The following is a 19,125-nucleotide window of genomic DNA, read 5'->3' as shown; positions in this document are numbered from 1 at the left end:
ATGATCTTCCAATCGCGATCCTAGTCACAAATGATACAAAAGTAACATGGTAATGTTATTTTAATATCATTGTTGTGTGATTGTTTCTGAGAGGTAGTAAAATGGATATCGCGGTTATTGGCTCCAACATGGTGGATCTCATCACCTACATCAACCAGATGCCCAAAGAAGGGGAAACGCTGGAAGCGCCAGCGTTCAAAATTGGCTGCGGGGGCAAAGGCGCAAATCAGGCCGTTGCGGCCGCTAAGCTCAATTCCAAAGTGCTGATGCTGACAAAAGTCGGTGATGACATTTTTGCGGATAACACTATTCGTAATCTCGAATCCTGGGGAATTAATACCACCTATGTCGAAAAGGTACCCTGCACCAGCAGCGGTGTCGCACCGATCTTTGTTAATGCCAACTCCAGCAACAGCATTCTGATTATTAAAGGAGCGAACAAATTTCTCTCCCCGGAAGATATCGATCGTGCGGCGGAAGATCTAAAAAAATGTCAGCTTATTATCCTGCAACTGGAAGTGCAGCTGGAAACTGTTTATCACGCGATTGAATTCGGCAAAAAGCACGGTATTGAAGTGTTACTAAATCCCGCCCCTGCATTACGGGAATTAGATATGTCTTATGCCTGTAAATGTGATTTTTTCGTGCCGAATGAAACCGAACTGGAAATATTAACCGGTATGTCAGTAGATACCTATGACCATATTCGTGCAGCGGCACGTTCTCTGGTTGATAAAGGTCTGAACAATATTATCGTCACCATGGGTGAGAAAGGTGCGCTGTGGATGACGCGTGACCAGGAAGTCCATGTTCCGGCGTTTAGAGTGAACGCTGTCGATACCAGTGGCGCAGGCGACGCTTTCATCGGTTGTTTTGCTCACTATTACGTACAAAGCGGTGATGTGGAAACCGCCATGAAAAAAGCCGCTCTCTTCGCTGCTTTCAGCGTTACCGGGAAAGGCACTCAATCATCTTATCCAAGCATCGAACAATTTAATGAGTTTCTTACCTTAAACGAATAATACTCCTGCACTGTAAAAGGTAGCACTATGAACGATAAAAACATCATTCAGATGCCTGATGGCTATTTGAATAAGACCCCTCTGTTCCAGTTTATTTTGTTATCCTGTTTATTCCCGTTATGGGGATGCGCAGCCGCATTAAATGATATTCTGATTACGCAATTCAAAAGTGTATTTTCACTCAGTAACTTTGCCTCGGCATTAGTTCAGAGTGCCTTTTATGGCGGCTATTTTTTAATTGCGATCCCGGCATCTCTGGTGATAAAAAAAACCAGTTATAAAATCGCCATCTTAATGGGGCTGACCCTTTATATCGTTGGGTGTACACTCTTTTTCCCGGCATCGCACATGGCCACCTACACCATGTTCCTTGCGGCGATTTTCGCGATTGCGATTGGCCTGAGTTTCCTGGAAACGGCAGCCAACACCTACAGCTCAATGATAGGCCCAAAAGCCTATGCGACCTTACGCCTGAACATCAGCCAGACCTTTTATCCTATTGGCGCAGCGGCTGGTATTCTGCTGGGTAAATATCTGGTCTTCTCTGAAGGCGAAAGCCTGGAAAAACAGATGGCCGGGATGAACGCCGAGCAGATCCATAACTTTAAAGTGATGATGCTGGAAAATACTCTTGAGCCATACAAGTACATGATTATGGTGCTGGTTGTGGTGATGGTGTTATTCCTGCTGACCCGCTTCCCGACCTGTAAAGTCGCGCAAACCACGAGTCGTAAACGCCCGTCAGCGATGGATACACTGCGTTATCTGGCCAGCAATGCCCGTTTCCGTCGTGGAATTGTGGCGCAATTTCTTTATGTGGGGATGCAGGTCGCGGTGTGGTCATTCACCATCCGTCTGGCCCTGGAATTAGGTGATATCAACGAGCGCGACGCCTCAACCTTCATGGTCTATAGCTTCGCCTGCTTCTTTATCGGTAAGTTTATCGCCAACATTTTGATGACACGCTTCAATCCGGAAAAAGTGCTGATTCTCTATTCCATCATTGGTGCCCTGTTCCTCATCTATGTTGCACTGGCGCCAAGTTTCAGCGCTGTGTATGTCGCAGTGCTGGTAAGTGTCCTGTTTGGACCCTGCTGGGCGACAATCTATGCTGGTACGCTTGATACCGTGGATAACGAACATACCGAAATGGCAGGTGCCGTCATTGTTATGGCGATTGTCGGCGCGGCGGTGGTTCCGGCGATTCAGGGCTATGTGGCTGATATGTTCCATTCATTGCAACTTTCGTTCCTGGTTTCCATGCTCTGCTTCGTGTACGTCGGTATCTACTTCTGGCGTGAAAGCAAAGTGCGCAACAACCTGGCAGAAGCGACAGTTTCCTGAGGAGAGCGATCATGACAACACGTATAACGCTGTGGCGAGAACTCTTTGCAGAGCATCCGCGAATCTTACTGAAGAATAGTGACTTCACGGTTACCGCATTTCGTTACGCCAGCGGAGTGGAAGGGCTGAAGGTAGAAAACAGTCGTGGACATCTGGTTATTCTGCCCTGGATGGGGCAAATGATCTGGGATGCTCAGTTTGATGGCCATGACCTGACCATGCGTAACATGTTCAGTCAGCCGAAACCGGCGGCGGAAGTGGTGGCGACCTACGGCTGTTTTGCCTTCCACTCAGGTCTGTTGGCTAATGGTTGCCCATCGTCAGAAGATTCACATCCTTTGCACGGTGAAATGGCTTGTGCCGCGATGGATGAAGCCTGGCTGGAGCTGGAGGGTGAGAATTTGCGCGTGGGTGGACGCTATGAGTATGTGATGGGGTTCGGTCATCATTATCAGGCGCATCCTGCGGTGGTAATGCACAAAGCGAGCGCGCTGTTTGATATTCAGATGGCGGTTACCAACCTCGCCTCAGTGGCAATGCCGTTGCAGTACATGTGCCATATGAACTATGCCTACGTACCGGAAGCCTCCTTCAGCCAGAATATTCCGGATGAGGCCATGAAGCTGCGTGAGTCGATACCCGCGCATGTTAAGCCGACTGAGCAATGGCTGGCGTTTAATCAGCGGATTGTGCAGGGCGAGGCTTCTCTGGCGCGGCTCAATGAACCCAATTTTTACGATCCGGAAATTGTCTTCTTTGCTGACCAACTGGACAGGTACACAGATAAGCCGGAATTTAGCATGATAGCACCAGATGGCACCACGTTCGTTACACGCTTCTCCAGCGCGGAGCTGAATTATGTGACGCGATGGATCCTGTATAACGGCGATCAACAGGTTGCGGCATTCGCCTTGCCTGCAACCTGTCGACCCGAAGGGTTCCTGGCGGCACAACGCAATGGCACCTTGATTGAAATAGAACCGCAGCACACCCGGACATTTACCGTCACGACAGGCATAGCCTGATCGCTCAAGGCTTGAACACCAAAGCGCTTATCGTTAAGGTAAGCGTTTTTGCCGGATGGCGGCATAAATGCCTTATCCGGCCTACCTGCCCGTAGGCCTGATAAGCGCAGCGCCATCAGGCGTTTCCCGGCCCCAGGACAAACCCATGATCACCATCGCCCTTATCGACGACCACACTATCGTCCGCTCCGGCTTTGCCCAACTGCTGGGGCTGGAAGCTGATTTGCAGGTTGTGGCGGAATTTGGCTCCGGGCGCGAGGCGCTGGCCGGTTTACCGGGGCGCGGCGTGCAGGTGTGTATTTGCGATATCTCGATGCCCGATATCTCGGGCCTGGAGCTACTCAGCCAACTGCCAAAAGGGATGGCGATCATCATGCTCTCCGTCCACGACAGCCCGGCACTGGTCGAGCAGGCGCTCAACGCAGGCGCGCGTGGCTTTCTTTCAAAACGCTGTAGCCCGGATGAACTGATTGCGGCGGTGCATACCGTGGCGACCGGCGGTTGCTATTTGACGCCGGACATCGCCGTCAAGCTGGCGGCCGGGCGTCAGGATCCGTTGACCAAACGTGAGCGTCAGGTGGCGGAGAAGCTGGCGCAGGGGATGGCGGTGAAAGAGATTGCCGCCGAGCTGGGGCTGTCGCCGAAAACGGTGCACGTTCATCGCGCCAACCTGATGGAAAAGCTGAACGTCAGCAACGATGTTGAACTGGCGCGCCGGATGTTTGACGGCTGGCAATGAACGCACTTTTCTCCCGGTTGATTACCGTTGTCGCCTGTTTCTTTATCTTTTCCGCCGCGTGGTTTTGCCTGTGGAGCATCAGCCTGCATCTGGTCGAACGCCCGGAGCTGGCGGTGCTGCTGTTTCCGTTTGGCCTGCGTCTGGGATTAATGCTGCAATGCCCGCGCGGCTACTGGCCGGTGCTGCTGGGTGCGGAATGGCTGTTGATGTACTGGCTGGCGCAGGAGGTTGCGCTGGCCCATTTGCCACTTTTGATGATCGGAAGCGCCCTCACGCTACTCCCGGTGATGCTGATTTCGCGATACCGCCATCAACGCGACTGGCGCACGTTGCTGTTGCAGGGCGCAGCGCTGACGGCGGCGGCGCTGCTGCAATCGCTGCCGTGGTTGGGGCAGGGGGAGGAAGCGTGGAATGCGCTGTTACTGACCCTGACCGGCGGATTAACGCTGGCGCCGATCTGCCTGGTGTTCTGGCACTACCTCACCAGCACCACCTGGCTGCCGCTCGGCCCGGCGCTGGTGTCGCAGCCGGTGAACTGGCGCGGGCGACATCTGGTCTGGTATCTGCTGCTGTTCACCGTCAGCCTGTGGCTACAGCTCGGTTTGCCCGCTGAGCTTTCGCGCTTTACGCCGTTTTGTCTCGCTTTACCGATTATTGCGCTCGCCTGGCATTACGGCTGGCAAGGCGCGCTGATTGCGACGTTGATGAACGCCATCGCGCTGATTGCCAGCCAGACCTGGCACGATCACCCGGTCGATTTACTGCTCTCGCTGTTGGTGCAAAGCCTGACCGGCCTGCTGCTTGGCGCGGGTATTCAGCGGCTGCGTGAGCTTAACCAGTCGCTGCAAAACGAGCTGGCGCGTAATCATCGGCTGGCGGAACGTCTGCTGGAGACCGAAGAGAGCGTGCGCCGCGACGTGGCGCGCGAGCTGCACGACGATATCGGCCAGACCATCACCGCCATTCGCACGCAGGCGGGTATTGTACAGCGCCTGGCACCCGAGAACGCGGGCGTTAAGCAAAGCGGGGCGCATATCGAGCAGTTGTCTCTGGGCGTGTACGATTCGGTGCGCCGCCTGCTGGGTCGCCTGCGACCGCGACAGTTGGACGATCTCACGCTGGAACAGGCCATCCGTTCATTGATGCGCGAAATGGAGCTGGAAAGTCGCGGTATTGTCAGCCACCTTGACTGGCGAATTGATGAGTCATTGCTGAGCGAAAGCCAGCGCGTGACGCTGTTTCGCGTCTGTCAGGAAGGGCTGAACAACATTGTGAAGCACGCCAATGCCAGCGCGGTGACGCTCCAGGGCTGGCAGCAGGGTGAGCGGTTGATGCTGGTGATGGAAGACGACGGCAGCGGCCTGCCGCCTGGGTCGAACCCGCAGGGTTTCGGCCTCACCGGGATGCGCGAGCGGGTGACGGCGCTCGGCGGTTCACTCACGATTTCCTGTATGCACGGTACGCGCGTCAGCGTGTCGCTGCCCCAGCGCTACGCCTAAGGAACGGCCATGTTTCAGTTTTTAAAAGCTCCGGCCAGCGCGCCGCTTATCACCGACAAGCAGGAAGTGGGCGCCCGCTACCGTTACTGGCGGCGGCATATCCTGCTGACTATCTGGCTCGGCTACGCGCTGTTTTATTTCACGCGCAAAAGCTTCAACGCCGCGGTGCCGGAAATTATCACCAGCGGCGTGCTGACCCGCAGCGATATTGGCCTGCTGGCGACGCTGTTTTACATCACCTACGGGCTGTCGAAATTTGTCTCCGGCATTGTTAGCGATCGCTCCAACGCCCGCTATTTTATGGGCATTGGGCTTATCGCCACCGGCGTGGTTAACATCCTGTTCGGCTTCTCAACCTCGGTCTGGGCCTTTGCCGTACTGTGGGCGCTGAACGCCTTCTTCCAGGGCTGGGGCGCGCCGGTGTGCGCCCGCCTGCTCACCGCGTGGTATTCACGCAACGAGCGCGGCGGCTGGTGGGCAATCTGGAACACCGCGCACAACGTCGGCGGCGCGCTGATTCCGATCGTCATGGCGGCGGCAGCGCTGCATTACGGCTGGCGCGCCGGGATGATGATTGCCGGTACGCTGGCGATCGTGGTGGGCGTTTTTCTTTGCTGGCGGCTGCGCGACAGGCCGCAGGCGATTGGTCTGCCGCCGATTGGCGACTGGCGGCACGATGAGCTGGAAATTGCCCAGCAGCAGGAGGGTGCGGGGTTAACTCGTAAAGAGATCCTCACCAAATATGTGTTGCTCAATCCATATATTTGGCTGTTGTCGCTGTGCTATGTGCTGGTGTACGTGGTACGCGCGGCGATCAACGACTGGGGCAATCTGTATATGTCGGAGACGCTCGGCGTCGATTTGGTCACCGCCAACACCGCCGTCACCATGTTTGAACTGGGCGGGTTTATCGGCGCGCTGGTTGCAGGTTGGGGCTCGGACAAGCTATTCAACGGCAATCGTGGGCCGATGAACTTGATTTTCGCCGCCGGAATTTTGCTCTCCGTGGGCTCGCTGTGGCTGATGCCGTTTGCCAGTTACGTGATGCAGGCGGCGTGCTTCTTCACCACCGGCTTCTTCGTCTTTGGCCCGCAGATGCTGATTGGCATGGCGGCGGCGGAGTGCTCGCACAAAGAGGCGGCGGGCGCGGCGACCGGCTTTGTCGGCCTGTTTGCTTATCTGGGGGCATCGCTCTCTGGCTGGCCGCTGGCGAAGGTGATGGAAGTCTGGCACTGGAGCGGATTCTTTGTGGTGATCGCCATCGCGGCCGGCATCTCAGCACTGCTGTTGCTGCCGTTCTTAAACGCCCAGGCACCGCGCGATCTCAACGAAGCGTGATGCACCTCACCTTTTTGCCCCGAGTTAGGCAAAACTAAGAAATATTCCCGGTTTCACCTGGACGCTGTCTCAGGCGTGTCTCCCGTCTGATTTTTACAATGCCTGCCATTCGCAGGTAAAAAAATCAGCTCGGGAGTGTCAAATGCTGGCCTTTCTCAACCAGGTGCGCAAGCCGACCCTGGATCTGCCGCTCGATGTGCGGCGCAAAATGTGGTTCAAACCGTTCATGCAGTCCTATCTGGTGGTCTTTATCGGCTACCTGACCATGTACTTGATCCGCAAAAACTTCAACATCGCGCAAAACGACATGATCTCCACCTACGGGCTCAGCATGACGCAGTTGGGGATGATTGGCCTCGGCTTCTCCATCACCTATGGCGTGGGTAAAACCGTGGTTTCCTACTACGCGGACGGCAAAAATACCAAGCAGTTCCTGCCGTTTATGCTGATCCTCTCCGCCATCTGTATGCTCGGCTTCAGCGCCAGCATGGGCGCGGGGTCAACCAGCCTGTTCCTGATGATTGCTTTCTACGCGCTGAGCGGTTTCTTCCAGAGCACCGGCGGCTCGTGCAGCTATTCCACCATCACCAAGTGGACGCCACGCCGTAAGCGCGGTTCCTACCTCGGCATGTGGAATATTTCCCACAACCTCGGCGGTGCGGGTGCGGCGGGCGTAGCGCTGTTCGGCGCGAATTACCTGTTCGATGGCCACGTCATCGGTATGTTTATCTTCCCGTCGATTATTGCCCTGATTGTCGGTTTCATCGGCCTGCGCTACGGCAGCGACTCCCCGGAATCTTATGGCCTCGGTAAAGCCGAAGAGCTGTTCGGCGAGGAGATCAGCGAAGAGGACAAAGAGACCGAAGAAAACGAGATGACCAAATGGCAGATCTTTGTTGAGTACGTGCTGAAAAACAAAGTGATCTGGCTGCTGTGCTTCTCCAACATCTTCCTGTACGTGGTGCGTATCGGTATTGACCAGTGGTCCACCGTCTACGCCTTCCAGGAGCTAAAACTCTCCAAAGAGGTGGCAATTCAGGGCTTTACCCTGTTCGAAGTGGGCGCGCTGGTCGGCACGCTGCTGTGGGGCTGGCTCTCCGATCTCGCTAACGGTCGTCGTGCGCTGGTGGCCTGCGTGGCGCTGGCACTCATCATCGCGACGCTGGGTGTTTACCAGCACGCCAGCAACCAGTACGTCTATCTGGCTTCGCTGTTTGCGCTCGGCTTCCTGGTGTTTGGCCCGCAGTTGTTAATCGGTGTTGCCGCCGTCGGATTTGTGCCGAAAAAAGCGATCGGCGCGGCCGACGGGATTAAAGGCACCTTCGCCTACCTGATTGGCGACAGCTTCGCCAAGCTGGGGCTCGGGATGATTGCCGACGGCACGCCGATTTTCGGTCTCACCGGCTGGGCGGGCACCTTTGCCGCGCTGGATACCGCCGCCATCGGCTGTATCTGCCTGATGGCCATCGTGGCCGTGTTTGAAGAACGTAAAATTCGCCGTGAGAAAAAGATTCAACAATTGAAAGTTGCTTGAGTTAAGTGTGCATTGGTAACTTTTGCCCGCCTTAATGGCGGGCTTTTTTATGCCTGAGACTGACAGAAAGTATTATAAGCCTCGATAAATGCCTTCGCATTTGCGGCTGTTTGGTGGATAGATTGTCCGGCACGATACAGATCGCTGCCTAAGCCGGCACCGAAACAACCTGCCTTCAGGTAATGGGACAAATTGTCTGGCCTAATTCCGCCAACGGCATATAAAGGGACTTGAGGAGGCAAAACGGCTTTTAATGCCCGGATGTAATTCGGTCCCAGTTCCCCCGCAGGGAAAATTTTCAATCCGTCCGCGCCATGCCGGAATGCAACAAATGCTTCGCTGACTGTTTGGCAGCCGATGCAGGTGGTCATTTTGGCCGCTCGCGCAGTATCAATTACTTCCGGATCGGTGTTGGGCGTAAGGATAAATGCACATCCCAGCGAAGAGAGTGTGCTGACATCACTGACATTAGTGACCGTTCCGGCACCGATTTTTACTGTATGACCATAATGTTCCACGGCAAGAGCAATACTACGTTGCCAGTCTGGCGAATTCAGCGGTATTTCTATTGTGCTGAATCCGGCTGTGATAAGTGCATCAATATGGGCCAGCACTTCATCGGGCTTCACCCCACGTAAAATTGCGACCAAAGGGTTACGACTATTCATTTAAAAGTCTCCTGATGCCATTAATAAATGCTTTTTCACCGTTACACAGCCGACAGCGATAACCGAAATGATGAAACAGGCTTTGATAGCGGCTGAGCAAATCGTCATTGCCCACCAGAATGACTTCTTCTTCAGTGTTAATGGCATAGTGCTGTAGCATTTGTGCTATTTCATGGCCAATCAATAACCCGGACAGAGATTCGTAAAGCGTATCGGGTAACAACGCATGGGTGAGTATTCTGGCTCTCAGATCAAATAGGCTGCGGGATAAACATGTTTCCTGCCAGCCGCGTTCGGCTCCTGCTAAAAAAGCCTGTTCGTTCTTGTTTTGTTCCTCGGCGTTTTTCCCAACGATGGAGTAGTGTGAAAGTAAGTGGAAAAACTCGCCGGTCATGACGGTTTGAAAATCGCAGACGTTACTCTCTTGTACCTGCACCCATTTGCTGTGTGTTCCCGGGAATACGTACCAGTTCCCATCAGCTAAGGCGCCAAATAGCTGAGTTTCCTCTCCACGCATAACGTTGTAGTTTTCCGGCCCGGCAATTTGCAGGCCAGGAACGATGAAAGTGGGAAAAGGGCCCGCATCTTCAACCTTTGTTAGATGCTGTGATAATGCACTTAACGGGGTTGGACAGCGTAAATAGTGGCTATCTACCCACCCGATATTACTGCCCACCATTCCGCTCATTATGACGGTTGTATCTGTGTTTAATGGCCGCGGACACAAACTGAGCAGTGTTAACCAGGTGTCTTTGAATACACCTGGTTGATGTTTGAGTACCCCATTCTGACTGACGTGTTGCCAGACACATTGATTCTGTTGATAGACCCAAATGCGCAGGTTGCTTGAGCCCCAGTCTACGGCAATGAAATTCTCTGAATTGAACATACATCGTTCCTGATGTTGAAAGATGGCCCGTAAACGGGCCAGATTCAGGCGGATTACTCGTCGGTAATGACCATTTTTTTATCAAAGTTGATCAGCAGCGAGCAGATGAGATAACCCACAGCAGCCAGCGCAAAGAACATCATCGCTGCGTAATAGTTCCCCGTGGATTGCACCAGGAAACCGATAAAAATAGGCAGGATGGCTGCAAACAAATTACTGGTGAAGTTCATGGTTCCGCAAATGGTGCCTGCAACTGATTGTGCGCCCAGTAGTCCGGGTATTGACCAGTAAACGCTGGCCCATCGCAGGGGAAAAAGGGCAATAGTGAGCAAGGTAATTGCGACGGCTGGCGTCGAGCTTTGTGCGCAAAGGAAAATACCAACACCAGCGGTGGTAGCCGAAATCGCCAACATCGTATGCATAACGCGGCTTGTTTTTGCTCCTTTGCTGCGCCATTTATCCATAATGTAGCCGCCAGTCAGTTGGCCGACAAAACACAGCAGGAAGATCAGCGCCATTGCTCCGCCCATCGATTTGATATCAAAACCGTAGGTGGCCTGGAAATAGAGCGGTAGCCATGTCATCAGGCCATAGAACACGAAGCTATAGCAGACCCAGCCACAGATAAGTGCAATCACATTACGTTGTTTCAGGTAAGGTTTGATATCGGCCAGACGGTATTTCTTGCTACTGGTTTCAGCACCGTTTGCCGCAACAATATGGTCTAGTTCAGCTTTATTGATGCTGGGGTGTTCTGATGGATAAGTGCGGATGTACCACCAGGCCAGTAAACCGACAATCATTGTTCCCACACCAGCCACCACGAATGCCATACGCCATGAGTCGAAAAAGGCAATAAGTCCGGCGATGATCACCGCACCCAGCGCCGTACCCAATGGCGCGCCGCCATCAAGTAGCATCGAACCACGTCCGCGTTCGGTTGGCGTTAACCATGTGCCCATTAACTTCGCGCCGGCGGGCATGATTGGAGATTCAGTGACGCCTAACCCCAGACGAGAAAGTGAAAGGGTGAAAATAGAGTGACACAGAGCCGCAACGGCTTGAAATGCTCCCCATAAGATAGTGGCCAGCGCAATGATATGTCTGGCTTTGAATTTATCAGCAATGACCCCACTGGGGATTTGCATTAATGCATAAGCCCAGAAAAAGGCACTATGAATCACACCAACAACGCGAGTATCGGTAATGCCAAATTCATCTGTAATATAAGGCATGGCAATAGAAAGAGAGGTGCGGTCAATATAGTTAATAGCACCTAATAAGAGCATAATAATAAATATGCGCCACCTTACTGTTGTTGCCTTTAATTTTTCTTCTTCAGTATTTACGTTAACAATAGACATAAGGGCTCCTTGCCATACTCATAATGAGTATGGCGGTACGAGGTATTATTATCTTGTGGAGTGTTACATTATGGAGCCAACAGTCCAGGGGACGAATTCTTGACTGCCATAGCCAAATTCCTCACTCTTCGTTTTTTTACCTGATGCCATCTCAAGGATCATCTGGTAGATACGTTCACCGACTTCTGCAATGGATTCTTCCCCCTCGACAATGGTTCCGCAATTAATATCCATATCCTCCTGTTGGCGTTGCCAAAGCGCATTATTGGTAGCCAGCTTCAAGCTTGGGGTCGGCTTGGAACCAAAGGCAGAACCTCGGCCTGTGGTGAAACACAGAAGATTTGCTCCTCCGGCGATTTGCCCCGTGACGGCAATAGGGTCATATCCAGGGGTATCCATAAAGACAAAACCCTTCGCGGTTACCTGTTCAGCATACTCATACACTTCTGTCAGATTGGTTGTACCCGCTTTAGCAATACCACCAAGTGATTTTTCCAGAATTGTCGTCAGCCCGCCGACTTTGTTACCCGCCGAAGGGTTGTTGTTCATTTCGCTTCCAGTGCGGCGACAATACTCTTCCCACCAGTGAATGCGGGCAATGAGTTTTTCACCTATCTCGCGAGAAACGGCACGGCGGGTAAGAAGATGTTCGGCACCATAAATTTCGGAGGTTTCAGATAAAATCGCTGTTCCGCCTTGTTGCACCAGTTTATCTACCGCATAGCCCAGAGCTGGATTGGCTGAGATCCCGGAATAGCTGTCGGAACCCCCACATTCGAGCGCGAGTATGATTTCTGATGCAGGGATAGGTTGACGTGTTACCTGGTTAGCAACGGGCAACATTTGGTTAACCAGGGAAATTCCTTTCTCAATGGCGTGACGTGTACCGCCCACATCCTGAATGGTATAACTGTGCATCATTGGGCCATCGGCTAGTCCATGGGCATTCATCATGTCTTGAATTTGACTGGATTCGCATCCCAGTCCAACGATGATTACGCCGGCAAAGTTAGCATGGGTGGCATAACCGGCCATCGTACGTCTCATGACGTCCATTGATTCACTTTTAGAGCCAATAGCACAGCCAAAACTTTGTGGTAATGACACCACGCCATCAACATTCGGGTAATCTGCAAGACCCTGCAGACGGAAGTGATCCTCAATAGCTCTTACGACCGTGGCACTACAGTTTACGGAGCTTAAAATACCGATGTAATTACGTGTAGCTGCACGGCCATCGGCGCGGCGGATACCCATAAAGGTATCCTGTTGAGGGGCTGGAGAAGGTGAATGGCAATCTTCACCCCAGGCATAGTCGCGTTCAAAGTCACCCATTCCCAAATTATGCATGTGGATGTGTTCGCCAGGCTTAATGGGCTGAGTTGCGAAGCCAATAATTTGCCCATAACGTCTGACCGCATCGCCAACCTTCAGTGCATGCAGGGCGATTTTATGCCCTGCGGGAATATCACTGAGTACAGTAATGTGCTCTTCTTCAAGCCGGGTGCCTGCGGGGACAGCCTGCCTTGCGATAACCACATCATCTTTGGGATTCAATTTTAATACAGGGTTGATGTTCATTATCTTTGCTCTCATGCTGGTTTATACCGTAATACGGGATAATATATTTTTAACCTGTTCTCTTTTTTCTTCATTTAACGGTAATGCTGGCGGGACAACTGCAGTTGATATATCCACGCCACTTAATTTAATGGCGGTCTTGATAACGGCAAAGAAAGGTTGTTCTAAGGCATATAAAGGTGATAATCCGGCAAGTTGTTGTTGAAGTACTTTGGCGGTAGCGAGATCGTTCTGCTGAATCGCCTGATAAATTCCGCGTGTAATATGAGGCGCAAAGTTAAATGTTGCCGGAATGCCGCCATGTCCACCGAGTAATAATGTATCAAGTAAATATTCGTCATAGCCGCTAAAAATGATAAAATCTGGGCGGAAACAGTGAACCTGATTAATAACTTCCCTGGTGTGGCTAATGTTATCAATTGTATCTTTAATGCCAACGATATTTGGTACTTCGCGGGCAAGGCGAGTGATGACATTTATACCAATATCCTGGCCAGTTAGTTCTGGAAAATTATATAAGAAGACGGGAATGCTTAGCGCTTCAGCAATTCGTTTGTAATGCGTAAAGCGGGCCTCATCGCTGAGTTTTGCATAATAAGGATTGACTACCAGTACTCCTTTTGCGCCCGCGTTTTCAGCATGCCTTCCAAGTTGGATAGTTTCCGCTGTGCTGGCGCAGGCGATACCAATAAGAACAGGAACTCTACCGGCAACATGCTGCAGGCTAAACTCTGCAATTTGCTTTCTTTGTTCGGACGAGAAATGGGAAAATTCGCCGCCACTGCCCAGAATGAGCATTCCGTCGGCACCATTGCTAATCACATGGTCAATCATTACTGCCATTCCAGCGCGATCCAATTCCCCGCTTTCGTCAACGATAGTCGGTACTGGCGGGAAGATGCCCTTAAAAATGTTCAACATTGCCACTCCTTTAGTTCTGTATATGGAACTCATGTTCTGTATATTGAAGTTAGTACAGCAAATATCCAAATCGTTCGTCAACGTTTTTTGCAGAACAAATGAACAACTGTGAGATGGATCGGGTTTGTGGGTATAAAATTTAGGTAATAGAGCCCAGTTTGCGTATGTGCAAAAAAGCCGCATTCCTGAGAAAAGTGATTGCGGTATACTGTGCAGAGTCTATGAATAAAAAAGATTAATAGCGCATGAACCAAGACATTACGACCTCTGTTCCCGCATTGGATAAGACAGTAAAAATCTGTAATTATCTTTTTAACTCCCCAGGAGCGACCTTCAGTCAGATTCAGCAGGATCTGGCATTACCAAAAAGCAGCACGTCTTCCCTGCTAAATGCACTGGTTGCGCATCATCTTTTGCGCCTGGAAAAGGGACGTTTCTTTTTGGGCTTGAAGCTGTACGAATGGGGAAATCGTTCGTTGGAACAATTTGATATTCGTAATGCGGCACTTCCTGTTTTGGAAAAACTGCGTCAGCAAACGGACCTGACCTGTCACTTAGGTATATTGGATGAAGTCGCGCCAATTTATCTTATGAAGCTGGAGAATACCCAGCCGATTGGCATTCGGACCTGGGTCGGTAAAAAATTACCGATGCACAGCTCCGGTGTGGGCAAAGCGCTTTGTGCCTGGCTGCCGCAAGATAAAATTGATGAGCTGTTGCCTGATGAAGTGTTGCCACGGTATACCGAAACCACCATTACCAGCAAAAAAGCATTAATGAAGGAATTTGCCAGAATCCGCGAGCAAGGCTGGGTCTTTGATAACGCCGAAGACTCCCCTGGCATCTATTGCATTGCCGCACCGGTTTTTAACCGTAATAAAGACGTGATTGCGGCAATAAGTATCAGCGGCGTTGAACTACAAATGCCAAAGAATTGTATTCCACAATATTCGCAATGGGTGCGCGAAGCCTGTCAGTCACTCTCGGAAAAATTAGTTTAAGCGGGCGGTATCGTCATTAATGATTTGGATAATGCTGGCCACATTGGTGGTTGTTTTTGTAGTGGGTTTCCGGGTGCTGACGTCCGGATCACGACGGGCCATTCGCCGTCTGAGTGAGCGACTGAGTATTGATGTAGTACCAGTAGAATCGATGATTGACCAGATGGGAAAAGTACAGGGGGAGGCGTTTTTACAGTACCTGCACCGCCCTGATGAATCGCATCTGCAAAATGCCGCCCAGGTATTGTTAATCTGGCAAATTGTCATTGTCGACGGCAGCGAGCAGAACCTGCTGCAGTGGCACCGCCTGCTACAAAAATCTCGCCTGGCCGCCCCGATTACCGACGCGCAGGTGCGCCTGGCGCTCGGGTTTCTACGTGAAATGGAGCCGGATATGCAGGAGCTTAACGCGTTCCAGATGCGCTATAACGCCTTTTTCCAACCTGAAGATGGCGTGCACTGGCTGCACTGATAGTGATGCCTGATGGCGCTACGCTTATCAGGCCGACAAAAGAGCTCAGCCGTAGGCCGGATAAGGCGACGCCGCCATCCGGCGGTGAGAGTTGTCAAAACGTTAAATACGTCACACTTTTAATGTTACAATGCGTAACTTTTCTACAATAACCCCACGCAGGTAACAAAATGAGTGACGCTGTTGAACAAAAATCCCGCGCTGAGGTAAATACCCGGCCAAACTGGTCGGCGGTATTCGCCGTGGCGTTCTGTGTTGCCTGCCTGATAACCGTTGAGTTTCTGCCCGTTAGCCTGCTGACGCCAATGGCGCAGGATCTGGGCATTTCGGAAGGCGTTGCCGGACAATCAGTGACCGTGACGGCGTTTGTCGCCATGTTCGCCAGCCTGTTTGTGACGCAAATTATCCAGGCGACCGATCGTCGCTATGTGGTGATCCTGTTTTCGGTTCTGCTGACGCTTTCCTGCCTGCTGGTTTCATTTGCTAACTCTTTTACGCTCCTGCTGATCGGTCGTGCCTGTCTGGGGCTGGCGCTCGGCGGGTTCTGGGCGATGTCAGCGTCGCTGACCATGCGTCTGGTTCCCGCGCGTACGGTACCGAAAGCGCTGTCGGTGATATTTGGCGCGGTATCCATCGCGCTGGTGATTGCCGCGCCGTTGGGGAGCTTTTTGGGCGGCATCATCGGCTGGCGCAACGTGTTTAACGCGGCGGCGGTAATGGGCGTGCTGTGCACCATCTGGGTGGTGAGAGCGCTGCCTTCGCTGCCGGGCGAACCTGCGCATCACAAGCAAAATATGTTCAGCCTGCTGCAGCGCCCCGGAGTAATGGCCGGGATGATTGCCATCTTCATGTCCTTCGCCGGGCAGTTCGCCTTCTTTACCTATATTCGCCCTGTCTATATGAATCTGGCGGGCTTTGATGTTGATGGCCTGACGCTGGTGCTGTTGAGTTTTGGTATCGCCAGCTTTGTCGGGACGTCGTTCTCTTCGGTGATTCTGAAGCGCTCGGTCAAACTGGCCCTGGCCGGTGCGCCATTGGTGCTGGCGCTCAGCGCGCTGGTCCTGATTCTGTGGGGTAGCGATAAAGTGGTGGCCGCGGGCATTGCGATAATCTGGGGGCTGGCGTTTGCGCTGGTACCGGTTGGTTGGTCGACGTGGATCACCCGCTCGCTTGCCGATCAGGCAGAAAAAGCTGGATCGGTCCAGGTCGCCGTGATCCAGCTTGCCAATACCTGCGGGGCTGCGGTGGGAGGCTATGCGCTCGATAACCTCGGACTGCTGTCGCCCCTGATGCTCTCGGGCAGCCTGATGCTGCTGACAGCGCTTCTGGTAACGATGAAGGTCAGGATTCAGTGAAAACTGTTGCCGGATGGCGCATCGTTTTCAGTCAACACGGTTATCCGGCAACTTAATCAATCAAAACCATTATTTTCGGCGGTATGGGCAAACCATTCGCCGCTCTTTTTCACTGTACGTTTTTGTGTTTCTAAATCCAATTGGACAAAACCGTAGCGGTTTTTATAGCCGTTGAGCCATGACCAGTTATCAATAAAGGTCCACATATGGTAGCCAAGACAATGACAGCCTTCGCTAATGCCTTTATGTAGCCATTTCAGATGCTCAGTAACAAATTCAATACGGTAGCTATCGTTAACTTGTCCTTCCTGAATAAAGCGCTGTTCGTTTTCTACACCCATACCGTTTTCTGAAATAAAGCAGCGTGGGTTACCGTAATTATCGCGAAGATTGGTAATAATATCGTAAATACCCGGCTCATAAATTTCCCAGCCGCGGTAAGGGTTCATTTTACGTCCCGGCATTTCATAGTAATCAAACAGCCACTCCGGCATAAACGGCGCATTCGGATTGACTGCCGTATCGCGACATTTCACACGACGCGGCTGGTAATAGTTAATCCCCAGCAGGTCGATTTTGCCGTCGGCGATCAACTGCGCATCGCCTGGCTGGCAGGCCGGAAGCTGATCGTACTCTTTCAGCAATGCCACCAGATCCGCCGGATATTCCCCTTTCAGCACCGGGTCGAGGAAGCTGCGATTAAACAGCAGATCCGCATGGTGCGCGGCTTTGACATCTGCCGGATGCTGCGAGCGCGGATACGAAGGCGTTAAATTCAGCACTACGCCAATTTCACCGTCATGGTTTGCATCACGATACGCCCGCACCGCCGTCGCATGCGCCAGCACGGTATGGTACGCCACAGTGGCGGCACGTTTGAAATCCACCACGTTAGGATAATGGAAGTCATACAAATAACCGCCTTCTACAGGAACAATCGGCTCGTTGAAGGTGAACCAGTGCTTAACGCGGTTGCCGAACAATTTGAAACACGTCTGTGCGTAGCGGCCAAACGCCTCAACCACTTCACGGTTTTCCCAGCCGCCTTTTTCCTGCATCACCATCGGCATGTCGAAGTGGAACAGGGTGATAAATGGCGTTATGCCTTGCGCCAGCAGCTCGTCGATGACGTTATTATAAAAATCGACGGCCTCAGGATTAACCTCATCGGTGCCGTCCGGGATCAAGCGTGACCAGCTCAGAGATGTACGGAAGCTATTGTGTTTCAGCTGTTTGAGCAGTGCGATGTCCTGTTTCCAGTGGTGATAAAAGCCTGAGGTGTTCGCCGGGCCAACCCCCTGATGGAAACGACCTGGCTGGCGGTCGAACCACACATCCCACGTGGTCGGGCTTTTACCGCCGTTCAGGCTATCGCCTTCGGTTTGTAGCGCCGAGCAGGCACTGCCCCACCAGAAGTTTTCAGGAAAACGGTATCGCATATTGTTGCTCCATTGCTATTGATTCATTCAGGCAACAATACGTGTTTTTACGATACAGAAACCGGTTACAGTACTCATTTTACAACATAAATGCCTATAAATCCGGGCATTCCACTTTGCCAAGCGCTTCCCAGTAGTTGTTCTGGTTATTTCTTTGTATTGCCAGAATGGCTTCGCGGATGTGCTGCTGATTACGCGTATCAGCCATAATCGTTTTTTCCCACACCTCATCCGACGGCGACCCTTGCGGGGTGCAAATCTTACGTAAGTCCTTCATAACGGTGTTTTTTTCGTGTACTGCCTGCAGTCCGCCATACGCCGAGTCGGCTTGTACCAGTGCGGGTAGCGTGAAAAGGACGGCAATAATCGGAAAAATGACTCGTTTCATGATAATAATCCTTGTTGTCTATGCGCATCATCTCAAGAGTAAGTGTAGACGGCATACGACTCACTCATCAGCCTGTGTTAATGCCTAAAACTAAATCAGCCAGACGTTGTAGTTTTTCAGGAGGATAGGATGCAAATACAGATTACCGATACGGTTACCGAAGACGATCAAAACGCGCTGCTGGCCGGATTGCGTGCGTACAATCGCCAGTTTCTCAGAACCACCAATTTTGGCGACCTGGCGGTGTACTGGCGCGATGAGCACAATGAAATTCTGGGCGGGTTGATCGGCAAAATTAAAGGCGAATGGCTATGCATTGAGTTTTTATGGATGCATGATTCGCTGCGTAAAGGCGGTTACGGCACAAAATTGATGCAGGCGGCGGAACAAACCGCGCGTGAGAGGGGGTGTCTGCATGCGCTGGTGGATACGATGAGTTTCCAGGCGCTGCCGTTTTATCAGAAAAACGGCTATCAGCTGCAAATGACCCTCGATAACTTCCCGGAAACCGGTGCCGCGCGCCATTATTTGTCGAAAACGTTTTGA

18 protein-coding genes are annotated in these 19,125 nt (G+C 52.0%); 11 read left to right on the top strand and 7 right to left on the bottom strand.

Going from position 1 to position 19,125, the window contains the following annotated elements; genetic code table 11:
• The first annotated feature begins 101 nt into the window (after positions 1-101).
• The 7 genes from rbsK (at position 102) to uhpT (ending at position 8,501) form a co-directional block, all read left to right on the top strand.
• Positions 102-1,022: a ribokinase gene (gene rbsK, locus FDW97_RS15085; RefSeq protein WP_085049142.1), complete on the top strand. Its 921-nt coding sequence runs from the start codon at positions 102-104 to the stop codon at positions 1,020-1,022.
• A gap of 27 nt (positions 1,023-1,049) precedes the next feature.
• Complete coding sequence (gene fucP / locus FDW97_RS15080; RefSeq protein ID WP_038635670.1) at positions 1,050-2,366, top strand: L-fucose:H+ symporter permease; 1,317 nt, start codon at positions 1,050-1,052, stop codon at positions 2,364-2,366.
• A gap of 11 nt (positions 2,367-2,377) precedes the next feature.
• Positions 2,378-3,391, top strand: coding sequence for an aldose 1-epimerase family protein (locus FDW97_RS15075; RefSeq protein WP_085049140.1), 1,014 nt, complete (start codon positions 2,378-2,380; stop codon positions 3,389-3,391).
• Between the two features lie 145 nt (positions 3,392-3,536).
• Positions 3,537-4,130 (top strand): transcriptional regulator UhpA, encoded by a 594-nt coding sequence (gene uhpA / locus FDW97_RS15070; RefSeq protein ID WP_038635664.1) that lies wholly within the window; start codon positions 3,537-3,539, stop codon positions 4,128-4,130.
• A complete protein-coding gene (uhpB, locus tag FDW97_RS15065) occupies positions 4,127-5,629 on the top strand; it encodes a signal transduction histidine-protein kinase/phosphatase UhpB (RefSeq protein ID WP_085049139.1) in 1,503 nt (500 codons plus the stop codon). Before uhpA ends, uhpB begins: the two co-directional genes overlap by 4 nt.
• Before the next feature lie 9 nt (positions 5,630-5,638).
• Entirely contained in the window at positions 5,639-6,967 is a 1,329-nt protein-coding gene (locus tag FDW97_RS15060) for an MFS transporter (RefSeq protein WP_085049138.1), read from the top strand.
• Positions 6,968-7,109: 142 nt separating this feature from the next.
• Positions 7,110-8,501: a hexose-6-phosphate:phosphate antiporter gene (gene uhpT / locus FDW97_RS15055; RefSeq protein WP_038635654.1), complete on the top strand. Its 1,392-nt coding sequence runs from the start codon at positions 7,110-7,112 to the stop codon at positions 8,499-8,501.
• Positions 8,502-8,548: 47 nt separating this feature from the next.
• On the opposite strand, the gene FDW97_RS15050 is transcribed toward uhpT, so the two are convergent.
• The 5 genes from FDW97_RS15050 to FDW97_RS15030 form a co-directional block, all read right to left on the bottom strand.
• The gene (locus FDW97_RS15050; RefSeq protein ID WP_038635651.1) at positions 8,549-9,169 is read right to left on the bottom strand and encodes a 2-dehydro-3-deoxy-6-phosphogalactonate aldolase; all 621 of its coding nucleotides are present in this window, start codon (positions 9,167-9,169) and stop codon (positions 8,549-8,551) included.
• Positions 9,162-10,058 carry a 2-dehydro-3-deoxygalactonokinase gene (locus FDW97_RS15045; RefSeq protein ID WP_137346629.1) on the bottom strand — a complete coding sequence of 299 codons (897 nt, stop codon included), beginning with the start codon at positions 10,056-10,058 and terminating at the stop codon, positions 9,162-9,164. The genes FDW97_RS15050 and FDW97_RS15045 overlap by 8 nt, the downstream gene beginning before the upstream one ends.
• 53 nt (positions 10,059-10,111) lie before the next feature.
• The gene (locus FDW97_RS15040; RefSeq protein WP_051594496.1) at positions 10,112-11,422 is read right to left on the bottom strand and encodes an MFS transporter; all 1,311 of its coding nucleotides are present in this window, start codon (positions 11,420-11,422) and stop codon (positions 10,112-10,114) included.
• Between the two features lie 63 nt (positions 11,423-11,485).
• Positions 11,486-13,003: a UxaA family hydrolase gene (locus FDW97_RS15035; protein ID WP_170973685.1), complete on the bottom strand. Its 1,518-nt coding sequence runs from the start codon at positions 13,001-13,003 to the stop codon at positions 11,486-11,488.
• A 21-nt stretch (positions 13,004-13,024) separates the two neighbouring features.
• Positions 13,025-13,924 carry a dihydrodipicolinate synthase family protein gene (locus FDW97_RS15030; protein ID WP_087857247.1) on the bottom strand — a complete coding sequence of 300 codons (900 nt, stop codon included), beginning with the start codon at positions 13,922-13,924 and terminating at the stop codon, positions 13,025-13,027.
• A 245-nt stretch (positions 13,925-14,169) separates the two neighbouring features.
• Here FDW97_RS15030 and FDW97_RS15025 point away from each other — a divergent pair, with 245 nt between their 5' ends.
• The 3 genes from FDW97_RS15025 (at position 14,170) to nepI (ending at position 16,752) form a co-directional block, all read left to right on the top strand.
• Entirely contained in the window at positions 14,170-14,925 is a 756-nt protein-coding gene (locus FDW97_RS15025; protein WP_038635638.1) for an IclR family transcriptional regulator, read from the top strand.
• A 19-nt stretch (positions 14,926-14,944) separates the two neighbouring features.
• The gene (locus FDW97_RS15020; RefSeq protein WP_038635635.1) at positions 14,945-15,397 is read left to right on the top strand and encodes a DUF1198 family protein; all 453 of its coding nucleotides are present in this window, start codon (positions 14,945-14,947) and stop codon (positions 15,395-15,397) included.
• A 170-nt stretch (positions 15,398-15,567) separates the two neighbouring features.
• Positions 15,568-16,752, top strand: coding sequence for a purine ribonucleoside efflux pump NepI (gene nepI, locus FDW97_RS15015; RefSeq protein WP_087857244.1), 1,185 nt, complete (start codon positions 15,568-15,570; stop codon positions 16,750-16,752).
• A 56-nt stretch (positions 16,753-16,808) separates the two neighbouring features.
• Here nepI and FDW97_RS15010 read toward each other — a convergent pair whose 3' ends face one another.
• A complete protein-coding gene (locus FDW97_RS15010; protein ID WP_137351257.1) occupies positions 16,809-18,191 on the bottom strand; it encodes a glycoside hydrolase family 1 protein in 1,383 nt (460 codons plus the stop codon).
• A 94-nt stretch (positions 18,192-18,285) separates the two neighbouring features.
• Positions 18,286-18,579, bottom strand: coding sequence for a YicS family protein (locus FDW97_RS15005; RefSeq protein WP_038635608.1), 294 nt, complete (start codon positions 18,577-18,579; stop codon positions 18,286-18,288).
• A 129-nt stretch (positions 18,580-18,708) separates the two neighbouring features.
• On the opposite strand from FDW97_RS15005, the gene FDW97_RS15000 reads away from it, so the two are divergent.
• The gene (locus tag FDW97_RS15000; protein WP_038635605.1) at positions 18,709-19,125 is read left to right on the top strand and encodes a GNAT family N-acetyltransferase; all 417 of its coding nucleotides are present in this window, start codon (positions 18,709-18,711) and stop codon (positions 19,123-19,125) included.

Origin of the sequence: Citrobacter sp. wls708, from assembly GCF_005281255.1 — a bacterium.
GTDB classification, from domain to species: Bacteria; Pseudomonadota; Gammaproteobacteria; order Enterobacterales; family Enterobacteriaceae; genus Citrobacter; species Citrobacter werkmanii.
The sequence above is the reverse complement of the archived record's forward strand: the minus strand, read 5'-3'. Positions and strand labels throughout refer to the sequence as shown.